The following is a 25,194-nucleotide window of genomic DNA, read 5'->3' as shown; positions in this document are numbered from 1 at the left end:
TGTCTCCGACAGGATGTCGCCATCCTCTTTCACGACCCTCGATGTATCGCTATATCTACATCAGTGACTACCCCCGTCACAACTTCCGCCTTCCAGGAGGGCCCGTGAAAAGATCCGTCGCCGCCGTCAGCGCAGCGCTGCTCACCAGCGGCGTGCTGGCCTGCGTCACCACTTCGGCGCAAGCGGCCGCGCCCAGTACGCCCAGCCCCGAGAGCGCCGCGGCACAGGCCGCCGGCCTGCTGCGGACCAACCCCGGCGCCGTCCAGGGCGTCAACGGTGAGGCGTACCAGGCTGTCCGCACCAAGGTCGACCCGTCCGGAGCGGCACACACCCGCTACAGCCGCACCTACCAGGGCCTCCGGGTGTACGGCGGTGACTTCGTCCTCCACACCACGGCTGACGGGGTGCTGACCGGCACGTCGGTCGGTCTCTCCGCCCCGCTCACCCTCGGCACCACCGCCAAGGTGACCGCGGACGCGGCCAAGGCCAGCGCCCGCAAGGCGTTCACCGGCGCGCTCACCTCGGTCGGCGCGCCCGAGCTGTTCGTCGACGCCAGCACCGGCAAGGGCCGGCTCGCCTGGGAGACCGTCGCCACCGGCTGGCAGGCGGACAAGCAGACGCCGTCGAAGCTGCACGTCGTCACCGACGCCACCACCGGCAAGGTGATCGGCTCGTACGACGAGATCGAGACCGTGGCCGGCACCGGCCAGGGCATCTACACCGGCTCGGTGAGCATCGACACGACGCTCAACGGCAGCACCTACCAGATGATCGACCCGGTGCGCGGCAACGGCCGCACGTGCGACATGAACAACGGCACCTCGACCTGCACCACGCTCACCGACGCGGACAACGCCTGGGGCAACGGCACCACCTCCAACCGGCAGTCCGCCGCCGTCGACGCCCACTTCGGCGCGGCCAAGACGTTCGACTACTTCAAGAACACCCACGGCCGCAACGGCATCTTCGGCAACGGCCAGGGCGTGCCGAGCCGGGTGCACTACGGCAACAACTACGTCAACGCGTTCTGGGACGGCGCCCAGATGACCTACGGCGACGGTTCGAGCAACTCCCGCCCGCTGGTCTCGCTGGACGTGGCCGGGCACGAGATGAGCCACGGCGTCACCGAGGCGCTGGCCGGGCTGGTCTACTCCGGTGAGTCCGGTGGCCTCAACGAGTCCACGAGCGACATCTTCGGCAACATGGTCGAGTTCTACGCCGCCGCGCCGAGCGACCCGGGTGACTACCAGGTCGGCGAGAAGATCAACATCAACGGCAACGGTACGCCGCTGCGCTACATGTACAACCCGTCGCTGGACGGCTCGTCCGACTCCTGCTGGTCCACCAGCACGAAGAACAAGGACGTGCACTACTCCTCCGGCGTCGGCAACCACTTCTTCTTCAACCTCGCCGAGGGCACCGGCGCCACCTCGTACGGCACCTCGCCGGTCTGCGGCTCGGCCCCGGCCGTCACCGGCATCGGCCGCGCCAAGGCGGAGAAGATCTGGTACCGGGCGCTCGACGTGTACTTCACCTCGAACACCTCGTACGTCAACACCAGCAACCCGGCGAACACCGCCCGCGCGTACACCCTGCGGGCCGCCACCGACCTGTACGGCAACTGCTCCACCGAGTACAAGACCGTCCAGGCGGCGTGGACCGCGGTGAACGTGGCCGGCAACGACGCGCCGTGCAGCTCCACCGGCAACAACTTCTCCGTCTCGCTCTCCCCGACCGCCGGTTCGGTGACCGCGGGCGGCTCGGTCTCCACCACCGTCGCCACCGCCACCACCAGCGGGGCCGCGCAGACCGTGACGTTCTCCGCGTCCGGCCTGCCGACCGGCGCCACCGCGTCGTTCAGCCCCACCTCGGTGACCTCGGGCGCCTCCGCCACCCTCACCATCGCCACCGGCTCCGGCACGCCCGCCGGCACCTACACGGTGACGGTCACCGGCAGCGCCGCGTCGGGCACCAAGACCGCCACGTACACGCTGACCGTCGGCAGCGTCGGCGGCGGCTGCACCGGCGCCGGCCAGAAGCTCGGCAACCCCGGCTTCGAATCCGGCAACACCGTCTGGTCCGCCACCTCCGGCGTGATCGGCCAGCACGGCAGCAGCCAGGCGACCCGCACCGGCACCTGGAACGCGTGGATGAACGGCTACGGCACCACCCGTACCGAGACGCTGTCCCAGTCGGTGAGCCTGCCGGCCGGCTGCTCCGCGTACACCTTCTCCTTCTGGCTGCACATCGACACGGCGGAGACCACCACCAGCGTCCAGTACGACAAGCTGAACGTGCAGGTGCTCAACTCCTCCGGCTCGGTGCTGGCCACGCTGGCGACCTACTCGAACCTGAACAAGGCGGCCGGCTACAGCCAGAAGTCGTTCTCCCTGGCCGCGTACGCCGGGCAGACCGTCACCCTGAAGTTCACCGGCACCGAGGACGTCTCGCTGCAGACCTCGTTCGTGCTCGACGACACCGCGGTCAACGTCTCCTGACCTGATCGCCCGACCCTGCGGGGCCCGGCGGCCACCCCACCCGGGTGGCCACCGGGCCCCGCCCGTTACGGTCGCAGGCATGTCCGACGCGGAACTGACCGTCACGGTGGACGGCCCGGTGGCGACCGTGGTCATCCACAACCCGGCCCGGCGCAACGCCATGACCCCGGCCATGTGGCGGCAGCTCCCGGTGCTGCTCGACGGCCTGGAGGCCGACCCGGCGGTACGGGTGCTGGTGCTCACCGGCGCGGGCGGCACGTTCTGCGCCGGCGCCGACCTCGGGGACCTGGACGAGCTGCTGGCCGCGGGCGACGGCAGCATCGCGGTGGCCGCCGAGGAACGGCTCGCCACGTTCGGCCGGCCCACCGTCGCCGCGATCGAAGGCGCCTGCGTGGGCGGCGGCTGCCAGCTCGCCGTCGCCTGCGACCTGCGCCTGGCCGCGGCGGACGCCCGCTTCGGCGTACCCCCGGCCCGGCTCGGCCTGGTCTATCCGGCGCCGACCACCCGCCGGCTGGTCGGGCTGGTCGGGCCGTCCGCGGCCAAGCACCTGCTGTTCACCGGTGAGCTGGTCGACGCCGAGCGGGCGCTGCGGATCGGACTTGTCGACGAGGTGCTGCCGACCGGCGGGCTGGCCCCCCGGGTGGCGGCGTTGACCGCCACCATCGCCGAGCGTTCCCGGCTGACCGTGACCGCCGCCAAGGAGATCGTCGACGGGCGTGCCGACGCCGACCGGCTCGCCTGGTGGCACGGCCAGGTGCGGGACAGCGGCGAGGCCCGCGAGGGGGTGGCGGCGGTCAACGAGCGCCGGCCGCCGCGCTTCGGCTGGACCCCGCCGGCTACCCGCTGACCGCTGGTTACCCGACCCGCCCCACCGGGTACGTCGATGCCTGGGACGGGGAACGGGGGTCCGGGATGGACGGTCGCGGGGACGGTCAGGAGCACGCGATCCGGCGGGGACGCCGTCGGTTCCGTGCGGCCATGGTCGGAGTGCCGCTGGTGGGCGCCGTGGTCGGTGCGCTCGTCGTCGAGCTGGCGATCGACCAGGACTGGTCGTTCCGCACCGGGGGACGCCCGCCGCAGTGGGCGCAGGTCACCGGCATCGTCCTCACCGTCCTCGGGCTGGTGATCGAGGTGGCCGCCATCGTCCGGGCCGCGCGGCGAGGACTGTTGCGATCCCAACGACGGTCCCCGATGTGGGCGATGGGTATGCGCCACCGGTCCCGGCTGACCCGGCAGGTACGGCGGGGCACCCCGGGCCCGGAGACCGACCTGTCGGCGCTCACCGTCGCCGCGCGCGCGATGGCCGAGGGTGGCTGGTGGGCGTCCGTGGCGGTCGGCCTGGTGGTGCTCAACGTGGGCCAGGCGTTGGTGCGGGTCACCACGCCGCTGTTCCTGGCGGTCTTCGGTGGCGGGGCGGTGTTGTTCGCGCTCGTCGGCTGGCAGGTCCACCGCGACGCCCACCGGGGTGCCGCGTTCCTGCGGCGACACGCGTCCGAACCGGCCGCCGACAGCCACGCCGCCGGATAGGGGGTGGGGCCGGCGGGCGCCGCGCCGGGGCGTACCCCGGCACCGCCCCCTGTGCCCGCCGGCCGTCCGTCACCGTGCCAGCGCGACCCAGCTCGGCGTCACCGGCTCCCGGCGCAGCGGCATACCCGCCTCGGCCGGGGTCCGGTCGCCCTTGCGCTGGTTGCACGCGTAGCAGGCGGCGATGGTGTTCCCCCAGGTGTTCCGGCCACCGCGGGAGCGGGGCAGGACGTGGTCGATGGTGCTGGCCGGGCCGTCGCAGTAGGCGCACCGGCGACGGTCACGCGCCAGCACCCCGCCCCGGGACCAGGCCGGGCCGGTGGTGAACCGCCAGCGGGTCACCACGTACCGGACGAGGCGGACCACCCGCGGCAGCGGGAAGACGCCGATCACCCGGTCCGGCTCGGCCTCGTGGATCTCGGCGACCCGGCGGCAGAGCATCCGGACCGCGTGTTTGACGGTGACCCGGTGCAGCGGGCCGAGGTCGGCGTTGACGACGAGGACGGCGTCCACCGGGCTCTCCTCTCACGATCGGTGGTACGGGACGACAAAGCCGCCCGGTCCGTGCGGACCGGGCGGCGTCGACGTGGCGCGCGGGGCGCGTCAGTCGGGCCTCGCGGTCCGTGGTCCGGCCACCCGGCAGCCGTCGCCGAGCAGCCACGACACCGACGTGGTGACGTGTCGCAGCGACATGGACGGCTCCCGGAGCGGTGGTTGACCTTGCGCGCTCACGGTAGGTCGATACGGGAAACGCCGGCAACGTATTTCGATCCGCCCTCCGACGGTGGGCGCTGCCGTCCGGCCCGCCCGGCACGCCGGGCGGCGGTGAGCGGCCGGTTGATCCGGGCGGTCATCTGCACCACCAGCTCGCTGTCCAGCAGGGGGCGGTTCACCTCGGCGGCCACCGACAGCGTCGGGGTGGAGATCGACCGCCACAGCGCGGTCAGCCCGGCGCCGAGACCGACGAGCGCCACCGCCGCCCGGGTGGCGGGGGAGCCGGCCGCCGCGGCGGCGCTGACCCCGACCACGGCCAGCAGGACCACCAGCAGGGGTGCGAGCACCGGCCAGAAGACGCCCCGGGCGGCCTGCGCCACCAGTTTGCGGTCCCGGATGATGACGTTGCGGGCCACGACCGCCCAGTTCTCCTCGTCCAGCAGGTCACGCGGGTGCAGGCCGCCGGTGAGCACGTCCTGCCACAGGTCGCCCTGGTTACGCAGCTCGCGGGTCAGTTCGGCGAGCCCGGCCTCGCCCGGGTCGCCGACCGTGGCGCGGCCCACCGCCGCCGCCCAGGTGGCCAGCGAGCGGCGCACCACCGGAGCCGAGTACGGCGGCAGCACGCTCGCCAACTCGTCGAGCCACCGACTGATCTGGACGTGCCGGCCGCCGAACCGCCCGACGAGCTGGTCCGCGTCGCCGCGGCGGACCGTGTCGGCGAGCGACCGGCCGAGCCGGTACGCCACCCCGACCCGGTGGTTGGTGGCCATGGTCCAGCGCAGCACCTCGATGTTGAGGTCGTCGAGTGCGTGCAGCAGCGGCTCCCGGTCGACGTCGCCGGCGTTCCGGGCGGCGGCGGTGGACGGCAGCGTGCGGCCGGCCGCGGTGAGCGGGGCGATCTGGGTGAGCGCCACGTCCACGCCGTCGAGGTACATGCCGAGCCGGTGCCGGCCGGCCAGCTCGGTCAGGTTGGACAGCTTCGCCGGGGCGGCTGCCGGGCGGTCGGGGGTGGCGGCCAGGTCGACGTGCTGAGCGTGGTGGTAGGCGTCCGCCATGGACCAGCCGAGGCGCAGCGCGATGACCACCGCGGCCCGTTCGTCCCGCGGCGTGCCGTGCCCGTCGTCGCGCCGATCCTCGGCACGTGTCGCGGTCTCCACCGCCCGACCTCCCGTATCACCGGATCAGTCGAGCGTAAAGGCGCTTTTGTCGGATTAAGGGCGTTTCGGTGGGGTTCGACCGGCGAGCAGGCCACGGGGCCGGATGGACCGCACCGGCTCCGCCGCCGCGCCCTCCGCCCGCAGGATGTGGTTCGCGGCGATGATCCCGGTAGCCGCCGACCGCTCCATCAACGCGCTCGGGAACTCCGTGCGGATCCCGTCCCCGGCCAGATAGAGCCCCGCCGCGTCGGTGCGTACCCCCGGACGGCCGGCGTGGCTACCCGGCGTGAACGCCGGAGCCTGCGCCTCGACCCGGGCCCGCAACTCGCGTACCCGCAGCTCCGCCACCTCCGGCCAGAGCATGGTCAACTCCCGTAGCATCCGCGCGGCCAACTCGTCGGCCGGCACGTCCGGCTCGCAGGCGTACGCGTGCAACTCCACCACCGAACCGCCGGTGCGCTCCGCCCACCGGCGCGGCTCCGACTCCAACCGGTGGTAGAGCGTCACCGAATCCAGCGTCGGCTGACGGGAGACACCGCTGAACACCGCCCGGTCCGGGCGCACGTCCCCGTCCATCCAGTAACGCGCCACCGCGTACGGCGGGCCGGGCCGACCGAACGCGGGCATCCGCGCCACCAGCTCCGGCGCCGCCGCGCCCAGGCCCGGCGAGGCGTCGACCAGCGCGGCCAGGGCCGGCGGGTCCACCGCGAGCACCACGTGCGGGGCCTCCCAGACGTCACCGTCCGCGCCGGTCACCCGCCACCCCGCCGGGGTACGGTCCAGCCGGGCCGCCGGGGTGCCGGTCAGCACCCGGCCGCCGTGCTTCTCCACGTGCCCGGTCAGCGGCTCCCAGATCGCCGTCGCGTAGTCCTCGTCCGGACAGTCGAACGCCAGCCCTTCCGGGTTGCCCAGCAGATAGAAGTGGAACTGCGCGATCATCTCGGCCGCCGACATCTCCGCCTCGTGGTTGAAGAACGAGTGCGAGAAGACCTCGAACAGCATCGCCCGCGCCCGGTCCGGCAGCCGCAGCGAGGTGAGCAACTCGTCGGCCGTGCGCCCGTCGAACTCCGCATAGGTGCGTACCGGGTCGTAGGTGAGCAACGGCAGCGCGGCGTCCCGGTCCATCGACCGCAGATCCGCAAGACGCAGGCTGGGACTGCGCAGCAGCAACGCCAGCAGGTTGGCCGGCGGCGCCGGCGGCAGCTTGCCGAACTCCTCGGTCGGCCACTGCGTCGACAGGATCGGATAGCCCGGGATCGGCTTGAGGAAACCCAGCGACGGGTCCACCCGACGCAGGATCGACCGCCAGTTCCAGTACTGCCGGAAGAACGCGTGGAAGCCGTGCTCGTTGCGCTGGACGCCGTCGGACAGTTCCTCCGGCCACGCGCCGAGCCGGCCACCGAGGTGCGGCGCGGCCTCCAGCACGGTCACCGCCACCCCGCGCTCGGCCAGCACCACCGCCGCCGACATGCCGGCGATCCCGCCGCCCACCACGAGCGCCGGCACCTGGCGCGGCACGCGGTCGGTGCCACCGCCGCCGGGGTCCACCACATGCTCGCGTACGCCGATGAGCCGACCCACCATCTGCGACAGTCCCACGCCCACACCTTCCGCCGACCCGTCCCCCCCCAGTGTGCCCGAGGTGAAAGGAAGGGCCCCTTATTAACGCCTACGGATGTGGAAGGGCCCCTTCTTGACACTCTGTCGCCGCGAGGTGCCGCGTGCCCGGCCGCCGCGTGCCCACGCGTGCCCGGCGCGAGGGTGCGTGTACCCGCGCGCCCGGCGCGCGTAGCCGCGCGTGCCCGGCGCGGGGGCGGGTAGCGCGCGGCGGGAGGTGCGGGAGGTGCGGTGTTAAAAGGGGTCCCCTCCTCTACCGCAGGTTAATAAGGGGCCCTTCCTTTCAGCTCAGGCAGCGGCGGGGGCGGTCGGAGGGGGGCCAGACGTACTCCAGGGTGGGCGGGACGTCGGAGAAGAGCGGGCCGTAGTGGACCGGATCCTTGCGCAGCAGCGACGAGCGGTGGCTGCGGTGCAGGTCGTCGCGGCCCAGCCAGGGTGGGAGGTCGCCGGTGGCGGCCAGCTCGTCCCGGGTGCGGATCAGCGTGATGCCGCAGGCGGTGGCGAGGTCGGTGGCGAGCGTGCCGGCGCAGGTGTCCGCCCGGCCGGGCTCGCACCACACCGCGCACATGTCCAGTCCGTACCGGGTCAGCGCCTCCTCGTAGCCGGCCCACATCTTCACGGCGGGATGGTTGCGCCAGCCGTAGTCGGGCCGGGTCAACCCGCGCAGCACCTGGATCGTCTCGACGCGCTGCTTGCCCAGTCGTCTCTGGTCCAGGGCGCGGGCGCTGGCCAGGAAGTCCGGGTAGGGCAGGAACGTCTGCATGGCGCTGCTCTACCCGCCTCCGACGGCACCATGCGTTGATGATCGAGGGGGGCTGCGCGTACGGCGAGCGCCTGACTACGATCCGGGCATGAGCGAGCCCCTGCGTGATCGTGCACGCCGCGCGGCCGGGTGGCGGCTCCGGGCGAACGGTGACGATCGCCCCCACTACGTGGTCTGCGGTTCCGACCCGCTGGCGTACTGGGTGGTCCGGTCGCTGCTCGCCACCGACCCGGCGAACGGCCAGGTGCGGGTCACGCTCGTGGTGCCGGAACGCCGACGGACGGACGGCCCGGACGGGCGGGACGTGCCCGGGGTACGCGTGGTCACGGCGGACCGGCTCGACGAGGCGACGTTCCACCGGGCCGGGTTGGCCGGCGCGGCCGGGTTGGCCCTGCTGAACCAGGACGACGTGGGCAACATGCACGCCGTGCTCTGCGCCCAGGAGGTCGAGCCCCGGCTGCGACTCGTGGTGCGGATGTTCAACACCAACCTGGCCGACGGGTTGCGTCAGCTCTTTCCCGACTCGGCGGTGCTGTCCGACGCGTCGATGGCGGCGCCCGCGTTCGTGGCCGCCGCGTTGGGCGAGGTGGCTCCGACGCACTTCCGGCACGCCGGTCGCACGCTCTACGTGGCCCGCCGCGCCGACGTCCCGGCCCAGGACGTGGTCTGCGGGCTGGCCGTGACCACCGATCCGGATCTGGTCCGGGTGTTGCCCGCCGACGAGGCGGCGGCCGACGTGGTGCTGGCGGAGGCGACCGGCCGGCCGCCTGGCACCGAGGTGGCGGCCCGCCGGCTGGTCCGGGCCCGGCGACGCCGCCAGCCGGTGGAGGTGACGCTGCGCGCGATCCGCAGTTTCGCCACCCGCAAGATCGGCATGGCGGTGCTGGTGCTGCTCGGGGTGATCGCGGTGCTGGGTTGGCTCAACGCCCGGGCGGCCCAGGTCAGTTGGAGCGAGGCGATCTATCTGACTCTGGTCACCACGCTCAGCGGCCAGGACCCGGACGTGAACAAGCCGGTCGCCGCCCAGGTCATGCAGGTGGTGTTGAACCTGGCGGGGTTGGCGTTGATCCCACTGATCACGGCCGCGGTGGTCGACGGCATCGTCAACGCCCGGTTGGCGTTGCACGCCGGGCGCGTCCAGCCGGATCGGTCCGGTCACGTGGTGGTGGTCGGGCTGGGCAACATCGGCACCCGGGTGATGGCGCAACTGCACGACTTCGGCGTCGAGGTGGTGGCCATCGACAGGAGTTCGGACGCGCGCGGCGCGGCGCTGGCGCACCGGCTCGGGGTGCCGTTGATCGTGGGCGACGCCGGCCGGGAGGAGACGTTGCGCTCGGCCTCGGTGGACACCTGCCAGGCGTTGGTGGTGGTCTCCACCGATGACGGGACGAACCTGCGGGCGGCGTTGATCGCCCGTTCGCTCGACCGCGATCTGCGGGTGGTGCTGCGGCTGTTCGACGGTGACTTCGCCGAGCGGATCCAACAGGCGTTCGGCATCGGCATCTCGCGCAGCGTCTCGTATCTGGCCGCGCCGTCGTTCGTGGCGGCCCTGCTGGACCGTGCGGTGATCGCCACCATTCCGGTGGACCGGCATGCGCTCCTGGTCACCGAGGTGCCGGTGGTGGCCGGCTCCTCGTTGGACGGGCGCCCGCTTGGCGCGGTGGCCCGGCCGGGCGAGGTGCGGCTGCTCGCGCACACCCGGGTCGGGCAGAAGGCCGACTGGTCGGCCGACCCGCGGATGGTGCTCCAGGCCGGGGACCGGTTGACCGTGGTGGCCCGGCGGGTCGGCCTGACCGCGCTGCTGCGGGAGACCACGGCTTCTGCGGCGTCGGCGGGGACGCCCGCGCCCCGCCGGTCGCCGGATGCGACGCCCGCACCGGGTCGGCCGCCGGATGCGACGCCGGTCGCGCCGCGCCCGACGGGGGAGTGACCGTACGGGTCAGGCCACCACGCGGTGCCGGACGGCGTATCCGAGCGCGCCGACGGTAAGCACGGCGAACCCGGCGAGCACGCTCGGCAGCGGCAGGTTCACCGCCAGCAGCAGGCAACCGGCCAGCCCGGTCGCGGCCAGCAGCCGCACCGGCAGCCGTCGGCCGGGTTCCGGGCGCAGCGTCAACGCCGCCGCGTTGGTGATCGCGTAGTAGACGAGCACCGTGCAGCTGGAGAAGCCGATCGCGGCGCGGATGTCGCCGAGCGCGACGACGGTCACCACCACGGCGGCCACGGCCAGTTCGGCGCGGTGCGGCACCCGGTGGCGCGGGTGCACGGCCGCGAGCGCCGCGGGCAGGTCGCGGCGGCGGGCCATCGCCAGCGTGGTGCGGCTGACGCCGGCGAGCAGGGACAGCAGGACCCCGGTCACGGCGACTGCGGCCCCGGCCCGGACGAGCCAGGCCAGCCCGGGCCGGCCGGCGGTGGTCACCACCTCGACAAGTGGGGCATGCGAGTCGGCGAGCCGGTCGGCGCCGAGCACGCCGAGCGTCACCACGGCAAGCGTCAGGTAGATCGCCAGCACCGCACCGAGTGCCAGCGGCACGGCCCGGGGGATGGTGCGTTCCGGGTCGCGTACCTCCTCGCCGAGCGTGGCGATCCGCGCGTAGCCGGCGAACGCGAAGAAGAGCAGGCCGGCGGCGGTCAGTACGCCGCGCGCGCCGAGGTCGGCCGGGGCGGTGAGCCGCTCGGCAGCCACCTGCGGGGCGCCGACGACGGCCACCACGGCGAGTACGGCGAGGACGACCCCGACCAGCACCCGGGTGGCGGTCGCGGTCTTTCCGACACCGCGCAGGTTCACCGCGGTCACCGCCATCACCGCGACGACGGCGACGAGCCGGGCCTGTCCGGGCCACAGGTACGCCCCGATGGTCAGCGCCATCGCCGCGCAGCTCGCGGTCTTGCCGACCACGAAGGCCCAGCCGGCGGCGAAGCCGGCGAACGGGTGCAGTCGCTCCCGGCCGTAGACGTAGGTGCCGCCGGACTCGGGGTGCCGGGCGGCGAGCCGGGCGGAGCTGGTGGCGTTGCAGAAGGCGACGAAGCCGGCCAGCGCCAGCGCGGCCAGGAGGCCGGTGCCGCCGGCCGCCGAGGCGGCGGGGGCGAAGACCACGAAGACGCCCGCGCCGAGCATCGAGCCCAGGCCGATGACGATCGCATCGGGTACGCCGAGTCGCCGCGCCAACCGTTCCACGCCCGCAGCGTAGGGCCCGCGGGAAGACCGTGGGTGCCGCCCTCCGGCGAACAATTGACGAAAATGATTTGCGTAATTGGTGGACGCCGGGGTGTGGTTTGTTGCCGCTCGGCTCGGTAGCATTATTTTTGCAGGTCAGCGCGGTGTTGTGCGGTGACCCCGCTTATCTGGTGAAGATGATCAAATTCCTTTTAGGTCGATCGGGCAAAGGTGCCTCCGCATCGACTCCATCCATTTTGGAAATGTCTTCTCAGCGAGCGCGGGAGGTGCCGCACGTGACGTTATTCGGCTGGGATGCCAGCGATTTCGACGTCGACCGGGGGCTGACGGTCGACCGGGTCCGGCAGGCCCGCTCCGCGGGCATCGACTTCATGACGTACAAGGGCACCGAGCAGTCCAGGGACGGCACGTTCCACAGCCAGTACTACGGGGTGATGCTCACTGCGGCCAAGGACGCCGGGATTCCCTTCCTCGGCATGTACGTGGTGGTGCACTCCGGTGTTCCCATCGGGGACCAGGTCACCACGGCCATCGACTACGCCGACAAGCACACCCCGTGGTGGCGCGACTACGACCGGTTCTTCTGGCAGATCGACCTGGAACGCTGGCCCACCGACGACGTACCCCCGCATGTCGGGGTCGACGTCGGCGAGGAGTTGGAAAAGCGCACCGGCAAGGTCGCGGTCATGTACGCCTCACGCGGGGAGTACGGCAACGACGACCTGGGTGACTTCCCGCGCTGGAACGCCGACTACCCGTACCGGGTGGCCGAGGACTTCAAGTCCGCGTACGCGCGGGCCGGCGGGGATTCCGGGCCGGGCTGGGCCCGCTACGGCAAACCGGAGCAGACGCCGCGCATCTGGCAGTACACCGATTCGGCGATCATCGGGCGGCAGCACACCTGTGACGCAGACGCGTTCCGGGGTACCGCGGACGACTTCGCCGAGATGATCGGAGAGAAGAAGCCGCCCACGACGCCTACGCGGGACGTGATCGCCACCTTCCACAGCACGGCCCACCGGGACGACACGCTGGAAACGACCGATGTCTTCCACGCCATCCGCTGGGCGACCGGCCTGTACCACTGGACCGTGCCGGAGACCGGGCTGGTGAGTGTGCAGGCGACGATCGACCTGCGCGGGTTGCGGCGCGACGACCTGGTCCGGATTCGCGCCGAGTTCACCAGGCCGGGGGATTCGGAGAGCGACACCCCGTTGCTGCGGCAGGAGCGGGTGTCGATCGACCCGGACACGACCGGCGGGGTGTTCGTGGTGAGCACCCCAGACGAGCGTGTCGAACTGCCCAAGGGCACCGAGGTCCGCATCCAGGTGGCCGTACGGCCCGCCGACGGCGACCGCCGCCGCAAGCTGACCTACAGCCCCCGGACCCGGATCAGCATCGTGGAGATCCGGCTGGTCGAGTGACTGTTTCGCGTCGCCGCCCGTCACCCGCGCCCGGGGGCGGGCGGCGGCGTGTCCCAACCGACCGGGTGCCGCCAGCGGCCCAGCCGGCGGGGCAGCGGCAGGGTGTCCCAGGGAATCCGGTGCAGCAGCCGGTCCAGCAGCAGGCCGAGCAGCAGGCCGGCGAGCGAGTCGGTCAGCCAGTGCCAGCCCAGATAGACGGTGGTGCAGAAGACCACCACCGGTGGCACCACCCGCACCACGGCGACCAGTCGGGCCGGTACGGCACGGCCGAGGCTGCGTGCCAGCGGGGCGAGCAGCAGGGCCAGCACGCCGTACCAGACGATCGCGTTGGCCACGTGCCCGGACGGGTACGACTGGGCGAACCGCACCGGCAGGTCGTCCTGGAACAGCGGCAGGGTCTGCTCGGGCGCCAGGAACGGCTCCTTCACCGCGGCGCTCGGCGCCGGCCGGGCGGTCCACACCTTCAGCGGCCCGATGGTGAACAAGGTCAACACGAACGCGACCACCGGCGGCAGCACCGGCCGTACCGAGCGCAGCCGCAGCGCCGCCAGCACACCCAGTCCGGCCGCCAGCAGCGTCAGCGGGCCGCCCTGCCCGAGCAGGTTCAGTGCCATCGCCGCCCACCGGGCGGCGGTCGGCCGGTGCTCGTCCGACCAGTCGGCGACCGCCCGGTCGAGCCCGAACAGGTGACCGGAGGCCAGTGCCACGGTCAGCGCCACCAGGGCCGCGAGGAGCAGCCCGTCGCACCACCACCCGGCCGGTCGGACGGGCCGCGGGCGCAGGTCACGACGTACCCCTGAGGTCTGGCGCACGCGCACACGCTACCGGCCGGCGGCGGTGGCCGGGGCGGTGCGGGCGTCGGTGGTTGTGTGCCCAGCCACGAAGGGGAGCGCCGCGCCGGGGTCAGCGGTCACACTGGTGGCCGTGCGGATCACCTCGGCCCTCGTCGACCCGGCGCTGCTCGACCTCCCCTGGTCGACGCCGCTGGAGCAGTGGCCTGCCGAGCACCTGGTGGCGCTGCCCCAGGGCATCTCCCGGCACATCGTGCGGTTCGTCCGCCTCGGCGGGTACGTCTACGCGGTGAAGGAGACCGGTGAGCGGGTCGCCGAGCGCGAGTACGACCTGCTGCGGGCGTTGGAGCGGATCGACTTCCCGTCGGTCGAGGCGGTGGCGATCGTGGCGGACCGGCAGGGCGACGACGGTGAGCCGCTGGACCCGGTGCTGATCACCCGGCACCTCCAGTTCTCCCTGCCCTACCGGGCGTTGTTCTCCCGCACGCTGCGGCCGGAGACGATGAACCGGCTGCTCGACGCGCTCGCGGTGCTGCTGGTCCGGATGCACCTGACCGGCTTCTTCTGGGGCGACTGTTCGCTGTCCAACACCCTGTTCCGGCGGGACGCGGGCGCGTTCGCCGCCTACCTGGTGGACGCCGAGACCGGGGCGCTGCACCCGTCGCTGTCCAACGGCCAGCGTGGCGAGGACCTGGAGATCGCCCGGGTCAACATCTTCGGTGAGGCGCTCGACCTCCAGGCCGCCGGCCTGCTGCACGAGTCGATCGACCCGGAGGTGGTCTGCGAGGAGGTCGTCCGGCGCTACGAGCGGCTGTGGCACGAGATCACCTACGAGCAGCAGGTCGAGCGCGCCGCCCGGCACGACATCGAGCGCCGTATCCGGCGGCTCAACGAGTTGGGCTTCGACGTGGCCGAGGTGGCCATGTCGACGGTGGACAACGGGCGCTACCTGGTGCGGCCCAAGGTGGTCGACGTCGGCTACCACACCCGGCGGCTGCTGCGCCTCACCGGTCTGGACGCGGAGGAGAACCAGGCCCGCAAGCTCCTCAACGACCTGGACGCCTACCGGGTGGAGAGTGACCTGACCGACGAGCAGCAGGCCGCGCACCGCTGGCTCACCGAGGTCTTCGAGCCCGTGGTGCGGGCGGTGCCCGGGCACCTGCGGCGCAAACTGGAGCCGCAGGAGCTGTTCGCGCAGATCATCGAGCACAAGTGGCTGCTCTCCGAGCAGGCCGGCCGGGACGTCGGGATGCGCCGGGCGGTGCAGTCATACCTGGCGGACGTGCTGGTGCACCGCCCCGACGAACAGGCCGTGCTCGGCGTCGAGGTGCCGACCGTCTGAGCCGGCGGCTCACTCCACCCAGTCGCCGCCGCGCATCACCCGCACCACGGTCAGGTCGTCGTCCAGCACGACCAGGTCGGCGCGCAGGCCGTTGCGCAGCGCACCGACCCGGTCGCCCAGGCCGAGCGCCCGGGCCGGGGTGGTGGCGACCATGCGGCAGGCGTCCGGCAGGGACACGCCCGCGCCGACCGCGTGCCGCAGCGCGGCGTCCATGGTGAGGGTGCTGCCGGCGATCGCGCCGTCCCGGCTGAGCCGGGCCACGCCGTCGGACACGGCGACCGCCTGACCGCCCAGCTCGTAGTCGCCGTCGGGCATGCCGGCGGCGGCCATCGCGTCGGTGATCAGCGCGGTCCGGTCGGGACCGGCCACCGACGCGGCGAAGGCGAGCATCCCGTCGTGCAGGTGCACCCCGTCGGCGACGAGTTCGCAGACCACGTTCGGGGCTTCCAGCAGCGCCACCACCGGGCCGGGCTCGCGGTGGTGGACCGGGCGCATCCCGTTGAACAGGTGGGTGCCGACGGTCGCCCCGGCGGCCACCGCGGCGCGGGTCTGCGCCCAGGTCGCGTCGGTGTGCCCGACCGCCGCGACGACGCCGTGCCGCACCAGCAGTTCGATCGCGGCGGTCGCGCCGTCGCGCTCCGGGGCCAGCGTGACCATCCGGACCGCTCCGCCGCCCACCTCGATCAGCTCGGTCAGCTCGGCGGTGGACGGGTCCCGGAGGAACTCGGGATTCTGCGCGCCGCAGCGGTCGGCCGACAGGTACGGACCTTCGAAGTGGATGCCGGCGAGCACACCTGAGGAGACCAGCGGCCGGTAGGCGGCGGTGGCGTCGCGCATCAGGTCGAACGGGGAACTGACCAGGCTGGCCAGCAGCGTGGTGGTGCCGTGTCCGAGGTGGAACGCGGCGGCCTGGCGGGCCGACTCGGCGTCGCCTGTGGTGAAACTGTGCCCGCCACCGCCGTGGGTGTGCATGTCCACGAAACCCGGCACGATCCAGTGCCCGTCGCGCACCGACGGGTACTCGGCGACCGCGGTGATCCGCCCGTCCGCGAACTCCACGCAACCCTGCCGGATCACGCCGGTCGGGGTCACCACCTTGCCGGTCACGCGCCGGGTCATCGACTCTCCTTCGCCAGGGTGTCCAGGGCCAGCAGGGCGGCGCCGAGGCAGCCGGCCCCGTCACCGAGGGCGGCCGCGACCAGGCGCGGCTCCCGGTGGAACGTCAGCCGCTCGCGCAGCGCCACCCGAAGCGGGTCGAACAGCCGGTCGCCGGCCTGGGCCAGCCCGCCACCGAGCACCACCGTGGCCACATCGTAGAGGGCCTGCCCGGTGGCGAGACCGTCGGCGAGGGCCTCGACCGCGTCCTGCCACACCGAGGCGGCGAGCGGCTCCTCGGCCGCCGCCCGGTCGGCGACCTCGGCCGCGGTGGCCGGCGCGCCGGCCAACTCCGCGTACCGGCGGCCGATCGCCGAGGCCGACGCCACCGCCTCCAGGCAGCCGACCCGTCCGCACCCGCAGCGCGGGCCACCGGGGCGTACCAGGATGTGGCCGATCTCCCCGGCGGCGCCGTGCGCGCCGGCCGCGGCCGACCCGTCGACCACGTGCGCGGCGGCGATGCCGGTGCCGATCGCGACGAACAGCACGTGCCTGGCGTCCCGGCCGGCGCCCAGCCGAGCCTCGGCGAGGCCGCCGGACCGCACGTCGTGGCCGAGCGCGGTGGGCAGCCCGAGCCGGGTGGCCGCCAGGTCCCGCAGCGGTACGTCCCGGAAGCCCACATTCGCCGACCAGACCGCCAGCCCGTGGGCCTCGTCGACCACTCCGGGTACGGCGATGCCGCACGCCACCGGCGTCAGACCGGCGGCGCGGGCGCTGCCGGACAGTCCTTCGGCCACGTCGAGGATCGTGTCGACCACGGCCTGCGGGCCGCGCTGCGCGTCGGTGGGGTGCCGTTCGGTGCGTACGGTCGTGCCGTCGCGCCGGACCAGGGCGCACTTCATGCCGGTGCCGCCGACGTCCAGCGCGACGACGACCTCGTCGCGGTGGCTCACGCCGTCGGCCCGCTTCCGCCGCCGACGCCGTGCGGCGTGTCGCCGCCGGCCCGGCTCATGCCAGGACCACGGACCGGGTGAGGTGCCGGGGCGCGTCCGGGTCGAGGCCGCGGCTGGTGGCCAACGCGACGGCGAACCGCTGCGCCAGGATCAGGTCGGCCATCGGGTCGACCGGGTTGCGGCCGGCCGCCCAACTGGTCAGCACCGTGCGGCAGCCGTGCGTGCGGCTGTGCGCGAACGCGGCGCCGGTGGCCGCCACGTCCTCCGGCAGGCCGGCGGGGATCTCGCCGAGCGCCCACACCAGCCGGCCGGGGCCGGCGATCGAGATCGGGCCGTGCCGGTAGTCCATGGCCGGGTACGCCTCGGCCCAGAACGTGGCCGCCTCGCGGCACTTCAACGCGGCTTCCTGGGCCAACCCGACCGTCCAGCCGCGGCCGAGGAAGGTGACCTGTTCGATGCGGGCCGGGTCGATCGGCAGCGCGGCGCGCACGGCCACCTCGGCGTCGGCGGCCAGTCGGCTCAGGTTCTCGCCGAGGTGGGCGCGTAGCAGCGCCAGCGACGTGGTGGCGAAGCGGGTCTGCACCACCGACCGCTCGTCGGCGAAGGGCAGCGCGACGGTGGCGTCGGCGAGGAACCCGGCGGCCGAGCCCGGGTCGCCGACCAGGACCGTGGTGGGAATCCGTCCGCGCAGCGCGGCGAGCAGATCGAGCACCTCGGTGGTGGTGCCGGAGCGGGTGATCGCGACCAGCCGGTCGTAGTGGCGGCCGGTGGGGAACTCGCTGGCCTGGAACGCGTCCGTCTCGCCCTGGCCGGCGGCTTCGCGCAGCCCGGCGTACGCCATGGCCATGAACCAGGACGTGCCGCACCCGATCACGGCGACCCGTTCGCCGGGGCGGGGCAGGTGTCCGGAGACGGTGGGGGCGAGCCGGGCCGCCTCCCGCCAGCAGTCGGGCTGGCTCGCGATCTCCGCGTGCACGTACGCCATCACCACTCCTCGCCGGACCTTGCGCAATACGGCTCGATAGAGCCGCCTTTCGCGCGTCATTCTGCGCGAAAGGCGGGGGCCGTGGCAACCGTCTCCCCGTTCGCGCAGCGCAGGGTTTTGCGCGGACCATTTTCGCGCACTACTGTGCACGCAACCGATCACATTTGTGCACAGTCAGGGGGTCCCCGCGGTGGACCGCTACGCGCGCTGGAACGCGCTGCTGGAGATGCTGACCGACAGCGGCCGGGTCAGCGTCGAGGAGGCGGCCGGGCGGCTGGAGGTCTCCCAGGCCACCATCCGTCGGGACTTCGACCAGCTCGCGCAACAGCAGATGATCACCCGTACCCGCGGCGGCGCGGTCGCCAACGGGGTTTCCTACGATCTGCCGCTGCGCTACAAGACCGCCAAGCACTCCGCCGAGAAGCAGCGGATCGGCGCGGCCGCCGCCGCGCTCGTCTCCCCGGGCACCGTGGTCGGCCTCAACGGCGGCACCACGAGCACCGAGGTGGCCCGCGCCCTGGCGATCCGGCCGGATCTCAACACCAGCGCCGAGGGCGCTCAGCTCACCGTGGTCACCAACGCGTTGAACATCGCCAACGAACTGCTGGTCCGTTCCCGGATGAAGGTGGTGGTGGCCGGCGGCGTGGTGCGGCCCAAGTCGTTCGAGCTGGTCGGTCCGCTGGGCGGGGCGCTGCTGCGCGAGGTCACCCTGGACGTGGCGCTGCTCGGCGTGGACGCGATCGACCCGCAGCTCGGCGCCGCCGCGCACCACGAGGGCGAAGCGGCCATGAACAGCCTCATGGTGGCCCGCGCCAAGCGGGTCGTGGTGATAGCGGACTCGTCCAAGCTGGGCGGGCACGCGTTCGCCCGGATCTGCCCGGTGGACCGGGTGGAGACGCTGGTCACCGACTCCGGCGCGTCCCCCACCGTGGTGCAGGCGTTCCGCGACGCGGGCGTCCACGTCGTCTGCGCCTGAGGTGTGAGGAGGGGCCCCTTATTAACGTCTGCGGTAGAGGAAGGGTCCCTTCTTAACGCACGGCCCGCGTGACCCAGCGCCGTCCGCGCGGCCCAGCGCGCCGACTCCACGCGTGACCAGTACGCCCTCCATGCCCCCCCGACACGCCGACATTGCATACCCGGTATTGCTATGGTCTGCATACCGCGTATGGTGTCGCTGTCGCCTACTTATCGGGGAGGCCAGCTGTGTCAGCTGTCCTGGAGATCGAAGGTCTCCGCAAGACATACCGGAGCCGCAAGCGCGGGGACCGCCACGCGCTCGACGGCTTCGACATGCGGGTCGAGGCCGGCCAGGTGCACGGCTTCCTCGGCCCGAACGGCTCGGGCAAGACCACCACGTTGCGTACGCTGCTCGGCCTGATCCGGCCCAACGGCGGCCGGATGGCGATCCTCGGTCAGGAGCTGCCGCACGCGCTGCCGGCGGTCGCCGGTCAGGTCGGCGCCATCGTGGAGAGTCCGCAGTTCTTTCCGCACTTCTCCGCGCGGGACACCCTCAGCCTGCTCGCCCAGGCCGGCGAGCTGCCGAAGCAGCGGGTCGACGAGGTGCTGGAGCTGGTGGGGCTGCGCGACCGGGCCGGCGAGCGGGTCAAGACCTACTCGCTCGGCATGAAGCAGCGGCTGGCGGTCGCCTCCGCACTGCTCAAGAATCCCAAGCTGCTGATCCTCGACGAGCCGGCCAACGGCCTCGACCCGGGCGGCATCCGGGAGATGCGCGGGCTCATGGCGGAGCTGTCCGAGGCCGGGATGACAGTCGTGCTGTCCAGCCACATCCTCGGGGAGATCCAGCTCATCTGCGACTCCGTCACCATCATCTCGCTCGGCCGCCGGGTCGCGTACGGGCCGGTCGAGGAGGTGCTAGCGGCACACTCGCAGGGCGCCGTACGGGTGCGGTTGGAGGCGGTCACCGACCTGCCGCAGGCCGCCGAGACGCTCACCCGGGCCGGGGTCCGCGTCGTGGCCACCGAGCCGGACCACCTCATGCTGGCCGGGTTGGACAAGCCGGCCGTGGTCAGCCGGCTCCTTGCCGAACAGGGCCTGTACGTCAGCGAACTCACCACGATCGCGGTCGATCTGGAGAGCGTGTTCCTCGAACTGACCGCCACCGCGCCGGTTCCCGGCCAGCACCGTCAGGTCGATCAGTCCGCCAAGGTCGACCAGACCGGCACCGCAGGAGGTTGGGGCGCATGAGCCTGTTCGTCACCGAGCTGCGTCGGCTCGGCAAGCGCCGGGTGACCCGGCTGATGCTCGTCCTGCTGGTGCTCGGCCTGGCCACCGCGGCCACCGCGTTCAGCTTCTCCAGCCAGAAGCTCTCGCCGACGGCGGTGGCGAGGGCGGAGGCCGAGTCCCACGCCGAGTACCAGCAGGAGTTGGCGAATTGGAAGCGTCGGGTCACCGGGTGCGAGGCCGCCCAGGCCCGCGGTGAGCAGACCGAGGCGGAGTACGGCCCGAACTGCGGCAAGGACTACGAGCCGCAGCCGGAGATGTTCGACCCGAAGTGGAACCTGCCGTACCAGTTCGACTTCCGGGCCGAGTTCCCCATGTTCATCGCCGTGTTCGCCGCCTCCGTGGCACTGTTCGCCTTCATCGTCGGCGCTTCCTTCGTGGGCGCCGAGTGGAACACCGGCGGGATGATGAACCTGCTGCTCTGGCGACCGAGACGACTCGCCGTGCTGAGCGCCAAGCTGGCCGCCGTGCTCACCACCGTGCTCGGCCTGACCGTGGTGCTCGGTGCCCTCTGGACGGCGGCGTTCTGGCTGATCGGCAGCCAGCGTGGCACCACCGAGGGGATGACCGCCGGGGCGTGGCGGTCGATCGGGCTGGACGGGTTGCGTGCGCTGGGGATGACCCTCGCCGTGGCGGCGGTCGCCTTCGCGCTGGCCTCGGTGGGTCGGCACACCGCGATGGCGCTGGGGGCGGCGGTCGGGGTCTTCGCGGTGAGCGAGATCGGCATCCGGACCGCGGTTGGCGCGCTGGGGGTGCCGTTCGGGGAACGGTACGTGCTGTCCACGTACGCCCAGTCGTGGTTCCTGAAGCAGGCGGAGTTGTTCGACTACAACGCCTGTCAGCTCGTCCAGGGCGCCTGCGAGCCGGCCAGGTACGTGGTCACCTGGCAGCAGTCGGCGGTGGTGCTCGCGGTGGCCGTGGTCGGGACGATGGCCGCCGCGTTCTGGACCATGCGCCGGCGGGACATCTCCTGACCGTGGTCCGTGCCGTCGGGCGGAGCCGGCGGCACGGACCACGCGTCCGATGCGGTCGGGGGCGGCCCTGGTTACGCTGGGGCTCCCCCGACCGGCGCGCTCCGCGTGCCGGTCACCCGCCGTCGGAGAGGAGCGTCGTGTCCGCCGACGCCTCGCAGCGGGCCGCCGTCGAGCGGCCCGACCCGTCGGCGTCGACGGCGGGTACGCGTCGGGTGCCCGGGGTCGGCGTGCCGCCACCCCGCACCGCCCCACCGGCCGAGTCAACTACGCCGGCCGAGTCCACCACGCCGGCCGCGAGCGCGCATCCGGCCGAGAGCGCGTCTCCGACGGGGAGCGCCGCCACGACCGGCAGCGCCGCCCCGAGCGGGTCAGGCGCTGCGGCCGAGAGCCAGGTGCCCGCCGGTGGCCTCACCGAGCGGGAGCAGCTCATCCTCGCGTTCGAGGCCCGGTGGTGGAAGCACGCCGGCGCCAAGGAACAGGCCATCCGGGACACGTTCGGCCTGTCCGCGACCCGCTACTACCAACTGCTCAACGGCCTGCTGGACCGGCCGGCCGCGCTCGCCGCCGAGCCGGTGCTGATCGGCCGGCTGCGCCGGCTCCGCTCGTCGCGGGCCCGCAACCGGCGCCGTTGACCGGTCTCACTTCTCGTAGGTACGCAGACCGTTGCCGATGGCGAAGAACGTGGGCGCCCACTCGCCGATGAAGATGCCCCAGCGGTCCGCCCGCGCCACCCCGGCCCGCTCCAGGTGCTTGGAGAGGAACCAACTGGTGACGGAGAGCCCGATGCTGACGAACCCGGCCAGGTAGGCGTGCTCCGCCCGGATGCCCGACTCGTGCAACTGTTCCAACATCTCGACCCCCTTGTCACCGGGTCCGGCCCGGATGCGACTGACGCTACCGAAAGTGAATTGATGATGACGTTCGGTTGCCCAGATCGAGGACTCCGGCGGATGAGCCGCCGTCGTACGGGTAGGTGCCCGGCGACCGCGGACGGGAGGATCGCATGGAGGCACCGGGCCGCCGGTACGCGGCCGGCGGCGGGCCAGTCGGGCGGGCGCCGATGATGCGGGTGCGTTGCGCCTCCGATCCCGCGCCGGGGCGGCCGGAGAACGAGGACATCGTCTTCCGGTTCGGTCCGCTGGTCGGCGTCCTGGACGGCGCGACCGTGCCCGCGGGCTTCGACACCGGCTGTACGCACGGCCCCGCCTGGTACGTGCGGCACCTCGCCGCCCGGATCGCCCTGGCGGTCGCGGACCGTCCGGCGGCCACGCTGGCCAGCAGCCTGGCGGAGGCGATCCGGGCGGTGCGGGCCGACCACGGCGGGGCGTGCGACCTGGATCATCCCGGCACCCCCTCGTCGACCGTCTGCCTGCTCCGCGACGGCGGCGACCACGCCGACTACCTGGTGCTCTGCGACAGCCCGCTGGTGTTGGACACCGAGCGTGGCATCGAGGTCGTCGCCGACGACCGGTTGGAGGCCACCCAGGACGACCTGCGTCGGGCCGCCGCCGCACCGGCAGGCGGGGTGCCGCCGGCCGCCGGTGAGGGCGGGCGGGACGGCGGGGGCGACCCGGAGGGCGGGTTCCGCTGTGCGGTGACCGCGCAACGAAGCCGGATGAACCGCGCCCACGGCTACTGGGCGGCGGCCGCCGATCCGGACGCGGCGTACCAGGCATTGACCGGGGCGGTGCCGCTGCGCGGGCCGGGGGCGTTGCGTCGGGCCGTGCTGCTCAGCGACGGGGCGTCCTGTGCGGTCGAGCAGTTCGGCCTCTTCGACTGGGCGGGCCTGCTGGACGTGGTGACCGAGGCCGGGCCGGCCGGGCTTGTCGACCGGGTCCGCGCGGCCGAGCGTGACCATCCGGACCGGCTGCGCCGGCGCAAGCGCACCGACGACGCGTCGGTGGTGCTGTGTGAGTTCTCGGGGTGAGCACGCTCACGCCGGAACGGACCGGTCGGATGACAACGCAGCGTGAGGCGGAACGCTCCGGGGGTACGACCGGGCGAGCCGTTCGGCCATAGCGGCAATCCAGCCTCAAAGGGGTGGACGGGCAGCGCCCTGAGCGGCAGACTGCGCCTCGTGACGGGTGCGGTACGACTGGAGCCAGTGGACGAACGCAACCTGGAGCCGTTGCTCTCCGTAGCGGCTGCCGAGGCGGAACCGGAGGACGTCATGCCTCCGGTGGACGCGCCGGCCGGCTGGTCGCTGGCCCGGCGGGATGCGTTCCGCGACTTCCATCGAGCCAATCTGGGTGGGCTGAACGGCCCGACCCGCACCGCGATGTACGCGATCGTGTCCGGCGGTGAGGTGGTCGGCGTGGTGCGGATGACCCGCCGGGACGAGCCGGGGACGGTGGAGACCGGTATCTGGCTCGGCCGTTCGGCGCGGGGGCGGGGCCTGGGTGCCGCCGCGCTCCGGCAGTTGCTGCACGCCGCCGCGGCGGCCGGGATGGACACCGTGGTCGCGGACACCACGCCCGACAACCGGGGTGCGATTTCCGTGCTGCGCGCGTGCGGCGCGGAACTGCGGGAAGAGGGCGGAAAACTGCACGCCCGGATGTGCCTGGACGCTGCCCTGCCGACCATCTGACGGTCGTTCGGCGGTCCCTCCCGGCGACCGGGGAGTCCGGGCCCTCCGAGCTGATCCGAATATGTTTCGCGGAGTGGAGGCCGGGTAGTGCACCGGCCCCTCCGGCGCTGCGCCGGTCACGCCCCGGGGAGCGTGGAGGAGAGCCGATGAGAAGCGAAGCACGGGTGGCACTGGCGGTGAGCCTCGGCTACCTGCTGGGCCGCCGCAGGAAGATGCGTACCGCGTTGACGCTCGCCGCGGCGGTTGCCGCCGGGCGCGCCAGCCAGCGCCCCGGCGGCCTCCGGAAGTTCGGTGCGGACCTGGTCGCCGACCACCCGCAGCTGCGCAACCTCGGCGGCCTGACCCCGCCGCTGGTGGCCGCCGGACGGGCGGCGGCGACCGCCGCCGCGGGCAGCGGCATCGACACCATCGGCGGCCGGTTGCGCGACGGCGCGGACGCGCTGCGCCGCAAGGCGGGCCCGACCGGGGACGCGCTGCGCCGCAAGGCGGGCCCGGCCGGACCGGACGGGGGCCCGCCTCCGAAGAGGGCGAGCAGCCCGACGGACCACGGGAGCGGTGACCATGACGACCACGGGTGAGCTCGCCGACCGGGCACGCGACCAGATCGGCGGCGAACTGCGCAACTTCGTCTCGGCGCTGGGTGACCGGGCGGTACAGGTGGTCACCGACCGGATCGTCGACGTCACCGGGCGGCTCGGCGAGTACGCGAAGCGGGACGGCGACCCCGGGCTGGTCGCCACCGCCACCGGCGCGCAGAAGCTGGCCGAGGGCACCTCCCCGGTGAAGGCGATGGTCCACGCCGGCCTGGCCGGCGGCCGGGAGAAGCTGAGGTCGGCGTTCCGCGGTCGGCGTTCCCGCAGCGGCGCGCGGACGTCGCGGGTCAACGACATCGTCGAGACCGTCGAGGTGGGCGTGCCCGTCGGCGTCGCCTATCGGCAGTGGCGGGCCTTCGACGGATTCCCCAGCCTGATGGCGACCGACGACGCGGACGAGACGGTCGTCCGGCAGATCCCGGACCGGCTGGTCCACTGGCGGTCGACAGGCGACCGGGGGGCGGTCCACGGCACGGTCAGCTTCCACGAGGTGGGCCCGGAACTCACCCGGATCCTGGTGGTGCTGGCACACCACCCGCAGGGTTTCCTGGAGCACACCGCCGGCCTGTGGCGGGCGCACGGCCGCCGGGTGCGGCTGGAACTGGACCACTTCGTCCGGCACGTGATGACCCGTGCCGTGCTCGACCCGGACACCCTCGCGGGCTGGCGGGGCGAGATCGCGGCGGCCGGGGCGGAACCCGGCCACGAGGCGGCGCAGCCGCCGCGCCCGGACGCCCCCGGCGGGGGCGCCTGAGCGG

The 25,194-nt window shown here is 73.1% G+C and carries 24 protein-coding genes; 14 read left to right on the top strand and 10 right to left on the bottom strand.

Annotation, left to right across the window (positions count from 1 at the left end; genetic code table 11):
* The first annotated feature begins 104 nt into the window (after positions 1-104).
* From ACLQ2X_RS14390 to ACLQ2X_RS14380, 3 genes are all read left to right on the top strand, one after another.
* Positions 105-2,498, top strand: coding sequence for a M4 family metallopeptidase (locus ACLQ2X_RS14390; protein ID WP_425681506.1), 2,394 nt, complete (start codon positions 105-107; stop codon positions 2,496-2,498).
* 79 nt (positions 2,499-2,577) lie between these two features.
* Positions 2,578-3,345 carry an enoyl-CoA hydratase/isomerase family protein gene (locus tag ACLQ2X_RS14385; protein WP_425681505.1) on the top strand — a complete coding sequence of 256 codons (768 nt, stop codon included), beginning with the start codon at positions 2,578-2,580 and terminating at the stop codon, positions 3,343-3,345.
* 131 nt (positions 3,346-3,476) lie between these two features.
* Positions 3,477-4,025 (top strand): hypothetical protein, encoded by a 549-nt coding sequence (locus tag ACLQ2X_RS14380; protein WP_425681504.1) that lies wholly within the window; start codon positions 3,477-3,479, stop codon positions 4,023-4,025.
* A 69-nt stretch (positions 4,026-4,094) separates the two neighbouring features.
* Here the strand turns inward: ACLQ2X_RS14380 and ACLQ2X_RS14375 are convergent, their stop codons facing one another.
* The 4 genes from ACLQ2X_RS14375 to ACLQ2X_RS14360 form a co-directional block, all read right to left on the bottom strand.
* Positions 4,095-4,535 (bottom strand): HNH endonuclease, encoded by a 441-nt coding sequence (locus ACLQ2X_RS14375; protein ID WP_425681503.1) that lies wholly within the window; start codon positions 4,533-4,535, stop codon positions 4,095-4,097.
* 215 nt (positions 4,536-4,750) lie between these two features.
* On the bottom strand, positions 4,751-5,893 hold the full coding sequence (locus ACLQ2X_RS14370) for a hypothetical protein (RefSeq protein ID WP_425681502.1): 1,143 nt from the start codon (positions 5,891-5,893) through the stop codon (positions 4,751-4,753).
* Between the two features lie 54 nt (positions 5,894-5,947).
* A complete protein-coding gene (locus ACLQ2X_RS14365; protein ID WP_425681501.1) occupies positions 5,948-7,492 on the bottom strand; it encodes an FAD-dependent oxidoreductase in 1,545 nt (514 codons plus the stop codon).
* Between the two features lie 301 nt (positions 7,493-7,793).
* Positions 7,794-8,273, bottom strand: coding sequence for an MSMEG_6728 family protein (locus ACLQ2X_RS14360; protein WP_425681500.1), 480 nt, complete (start codon positions 8,271-8,273; stop codon positions 7,794-7,796).
* Positions 8,274-8,361: 88 nt separating this feature from the next.
* Here ACLQ2X_RS14360 and ACLQ2X_RS14355 point away from each other — a divergent pair, with 88 nt between their 5' ends.
* Positions 8,362-10,203 (top strand): potassium channel family protein, encoded by a 1,842-nt coding sequence (locus ACLQ2X_RS14355; protein ID WP_425681499.1) that lies wholly within the window; start codon positions 8,362-8,364, stop codon positions 10,201-10,203.
* A gap of 9 nt (positions 10,204-10,212) precedes the next feature.
* Here the strand turns inward: ACLQ2X_RS14355 and ACLQ2X_RS14350 are convergent, their stop codons facing one another.
* The gene (locus tag ACLQ2X_RS14350; RefSeq protein WP_425681498.1) at positions 10,213-11,451 is read right to left on the bottom strand and encodes an APC family permease; all 1,239 of its coding nucleotides are present in this window, start codon (positions 11,449-11,451) and stop codon (positions 10,213-10,215) included.
* Between the two features lie 275 nt (positions 11,452-11,726).
* Between ACLQ2X_RS14350 and ACLQ2X_RS14345 the strand changes: the two genes are divergently transcribed.
* Positions 11,727-12,875 carry a hypothetical protein gene (locus tag ACLQ2X_RS14345; protein WP_425681497.1) on the top strand — a complete coding sequence of 383 codons (1,149 nt, stop codon included), beginning with the start codon at positions 11,727-11,729 and terminating at the stop codon, positions 12,873-12,875.
* Positions 12,876-12,895: 20 nt separating this feature from the next.
* Here ACLQ2X_RS14345 and ACLQ2X_RS14340 read toward each other — a convergent pair whose 3' ends face one another.
* Entirely contained in the window at positions 12,896-13,687 is a 792-nt protein-coding gene (locus ACLQ2X_RS14340; RefSeq protein WP_425681496.1) for a phosphatase PAP2 family protein, read from the bottom strand.
* A 112-nt stretch (positions 13,688-13,799) separates the two neighbouring features.
* Between ACLQ2X_RS14340 and ACLQ2X_RS14335 the strand changes: the two genes are divergently transcribed.
* Positions 13,800-15,008 carry a DUF4032 domain-containing protein gene (locus ACLQ2X_RS14335; protein ID WP_425681495.1) on the top strand — a complete coding sequence of 403 codons (1,209 nt, stop codon included), beginning with the start codon at positions 13,800-13,802 and terminating at the stop codon, positions 15,006-15,008.
* Between the two features lie 9 nt (positions 15,009-15,017).
* Here the strand turns inward: ACLQ2X_RS14335 and nagA are convergent, their stop codons facing one another.
* The 3 genes from nagA to ACLQ2X_RS14320 are packed head-to-tail and all read right to left on the bottom strand — an operon-like array spanning position 15,018 to position 18,041.
* A complete protein-coding gene (gene nagA / locus ACLQ2X_RS14330; RefSeq protein WP_425681494.1) occupies positions 15,018-16,127 on the bottom strand; it encodes an N-acetylglucosamine-6-phosphate deacetylase in 1,110 nt (369 codons plus the stop codon).
* On the bottom strand, positions 16,124-17,056 hold the full coding sequence (locus ACLQ2X_RS14325) for an ROK family protein (RefSeq protein WP_425681493.1): 933 nt from the start codon (positions 17,054-17,056) through the stop codon (positions 16,124-16,126). The genes nagA and ACLQ2X_RS14325 overlap by 4 nt, the downstream gene beginning before the upstream one ends.
* A gap of 55 nt (positions 17,057-17,111) precedes the next feature.
* Entirely contained in the window at positions 17,112-18,041 is a 930-nt protein-coding gene (locus ACLQ2X_RS14320) for an SIS domain-containing protein (protein ID WP_425681492.1), read from the bottom strand.
* A 190-nt stretch (positions 18,042-18,231) separates the two neighbouring features.
* Here ACLQ2X_RS14320 and ACLQ2X_RS14315 point away from each other — a divergent pair, with 190 nt between their 5' ends.
* From ACLQ2X_RS14315 to ACLQ2X_RS14300, 4 genes are all read left to right on the top strand, one after another.
* Complete coding sequence (locus ACLQ2X_RS14315) at positions 18,232-19,017, top strand: DeoR/GlpR family DNA-binding transcription regulator (protein ID WP_425681491.1); 786 nt, start codon at positions 18,232-18,234, stop codon at positions 19,015-19,017.
* Between the two features lie 227 nt (positions 19,018-19,244).
* The gene (locus tag ACLQ2X_RS14310; RefSeq protein WP_425681490.1) at positions 19,245-20,246 is read left to right on the top strand and encodes an ATP-binding cassette domain-containing protein; all 1,002 of its coding nucleotides are present in this window, start codon (positions 19,245-19,247) and stop codon (positions 20,244-20,246) included.
* Positions 20,243-21,256: an ABC transporter permease subunit gene (locus ACLQ2X_RS14305; RefSeq protein ID WP_425681489.1), complete on the top strand. Its 1,014-nt coding sequence runs from the start codon at positions 20,243-20,245 to the stop codon at positions 21,254-21,256. The genes ACLQ2X_RS14310 and ACLQ2X_RS14305 overlap by 4 nt, the downstream gene beginning before the upstream one ends.
* A 137-nt stretch (positions 21,257-21,393) precedes the next feature.
* Positions 21,394-21,888 (top strand): DUF3263 domain-containing protein, encoded by a 495-nt coding sequence (locus ACLQ2X_RS14300; protein WP_425681488.1) that lies wholly within the window; start codon positions 21,394-21,396, stop codon positions 21,886-21,888.
* A gap of 6 nt (positions 21,889-21,894) precedes the next feature.
* Here the strand turns inward: ACLQ2X_RS14300 and ACLQ2X_RS14295 are convergent, their stop codons facing one another.
* A complete protein-coding gene (locus tag ACLQ2X_RS14295; protein ID WP_425681487.1) occupies positions 21,895-22,107 on the bottom strand; it encodes a hypothetical protein in 213 nt (70 codons plus the stop codon).
* A 152-nt stretch (positions 22,108-22,259) separates the two neighbouring features.
* Between ACLQ2X_RS14295 and ACLQ2X_RS14290 the strand changes: the two genes are divergently transcribed.
* From ACLQ2X_RS14290 to ACLQ2X_RS14275, 4 genes are all read left to right on the top strand, one after another.
* On the top strand, positions 22,260-23,183 hold the full coding sequence (locus ACLQ2X_RS14290) for a hypothetical protein (protein ID WP_425681486.1): 924 nt from the start codon (positions 22,260-22,262) through the stop codon (positions 23,181-23,183).
* A 150-nt stretch (positions 23,184-23,333) separates the two neighbouring features.
* On the top strand, positions 23,334-23,843 hold the full coding sequence (locus ACLQ2X_RS14285) for a GNAT family N-acetyltransferase (protein WP_425681485.1): 510 nt from the start codon (positions 23,334-23,336) through the stop codon (positions 23,841-23,843).
* A gap of 146 nt (positions 23,844-23,989) precedes the next feature.
* Positions 23,990-24,421 (top strand): hypothetical protein, encoded by a 432-nt coding sequence (locus ACLQ2X_RS14280; protein ID WP_425681484.1) that lies wholly within the window; start codon positions 23,990-23,992, stop codon positions 24,419-24,421.
* Entirely contained in the window at positions 24,405-25,190 is a 786-nt protein-coding gene (locus ACLQ2X_RS14275; protein ID WP_425681483.1) for an SRPBCC family protein, read from the top strand. Before ACLQ2X_RS14280 ends, ACLQ2X_RS14275 begins: the two co-directional genes overlap by 17 nt.
* Positions 25,191-25,194: the final 4 nt, after the last annotated feature.

It is taken from the genome of Micromonospora sp. DT31, from assembly GCF_049841795.1.
Classification (GTDB): Bacteria; Actinomycetota; Actinomycetes; order Mycobacteriales; family Micromonosporaceae; genus Micromonospora.
This window is presented reverse-complemented; position numbering and strand designations above follow the sequence as displayed.

What these genes read in the sequence shown, in the direction of transcription:
- ACLQ2X_RS14290 (WP_425681486.1), top strand. Translation starts at nt 22,260, where the DNA reads ATGGAGGCACCGGGCCGCCGGTACGCGGCCGGCGGCGGGCCAGTCGGG.
- ACLQ2X_RS14385 (WP_425681505.1), top strand. Translation starts at nt 2,578, where the DNA reads ATGTCCGACGCGGAACTGACCGTCACGGTGGACGGCCCGGTGGCGACC.
- ACLQ2X_RS14355 (WP_425681499.1), top strand. Translation starts at nt 8,362, where the DNA reads ATGAGCGAGCCCCTGCGTGATCGTGCACGCCGCGCGGCCGGGTGGCGG.
- ACLQ2X_RS14305 (WP_425681489.1), top strand. Translation starts at nt 20,243, where the DNA reads ATGAGCCTGTTCGTCACCGAGCTGCGTCGGCTCGGCAAGCGCCGGGTG.
- ACLQ2X_RS14380 (WP_425681504.1), top strand. Translation starts at nt 3,477, where the DNA reads ATGGTCGGAGTGCCGCTGGTGGGCGCCGTGGTCGGTGCGCTCGTCGTC.
- ACLQ2X_RS14295 (WP_425681487.1), bottom strand. Translation starts at nt 22,107, where the DNA reads ATGTTGGAACAGTTGCACGAGTCGGGCATCCGGGCGGAGCACGCCTAC.
- ACLQ2X_RS14280 (WP_425681484.1), top strand. Translation starts at nt 23,990, where the DNA reads ATGAGAAGCGAAGCACGGGTGGCACTGGCGGTGAGCCTCGGCTACCTG.
- ACLQ2X_RS14320 (WP_425681492.1), bottom strand. Translation starts at nt 18,041, where the DNA reads ATGGCGTACGTGCACGCGGAGATCGCGAGCCAGCCCGACTGCTGGCGG.
- ACLQ2X_RS14275 (WP_425681483.1), top strand. Translation starts at nt 24,405, where the DNA reads ATGACGACCACGGGTGAGCTCGCCGACCGGGCACGCGACCAGATCGGC.
- ACLQ2X_RS14360 (WP_425681500.1), bottom strand. Translation starts at nt 8,273, where the DNA reads ATGCAGACGTTCCTGCCCTACCCGGACTTCCTGGCCAGCGCCCGCGCC.
- nagA (WP_425681494.1), bottom strand. Translation starts at nt 16,127, where the DNA reads ATGACCCGGCGCGTGACCGGCAAGGTGGTGACCCCGACCGGCGTGATC.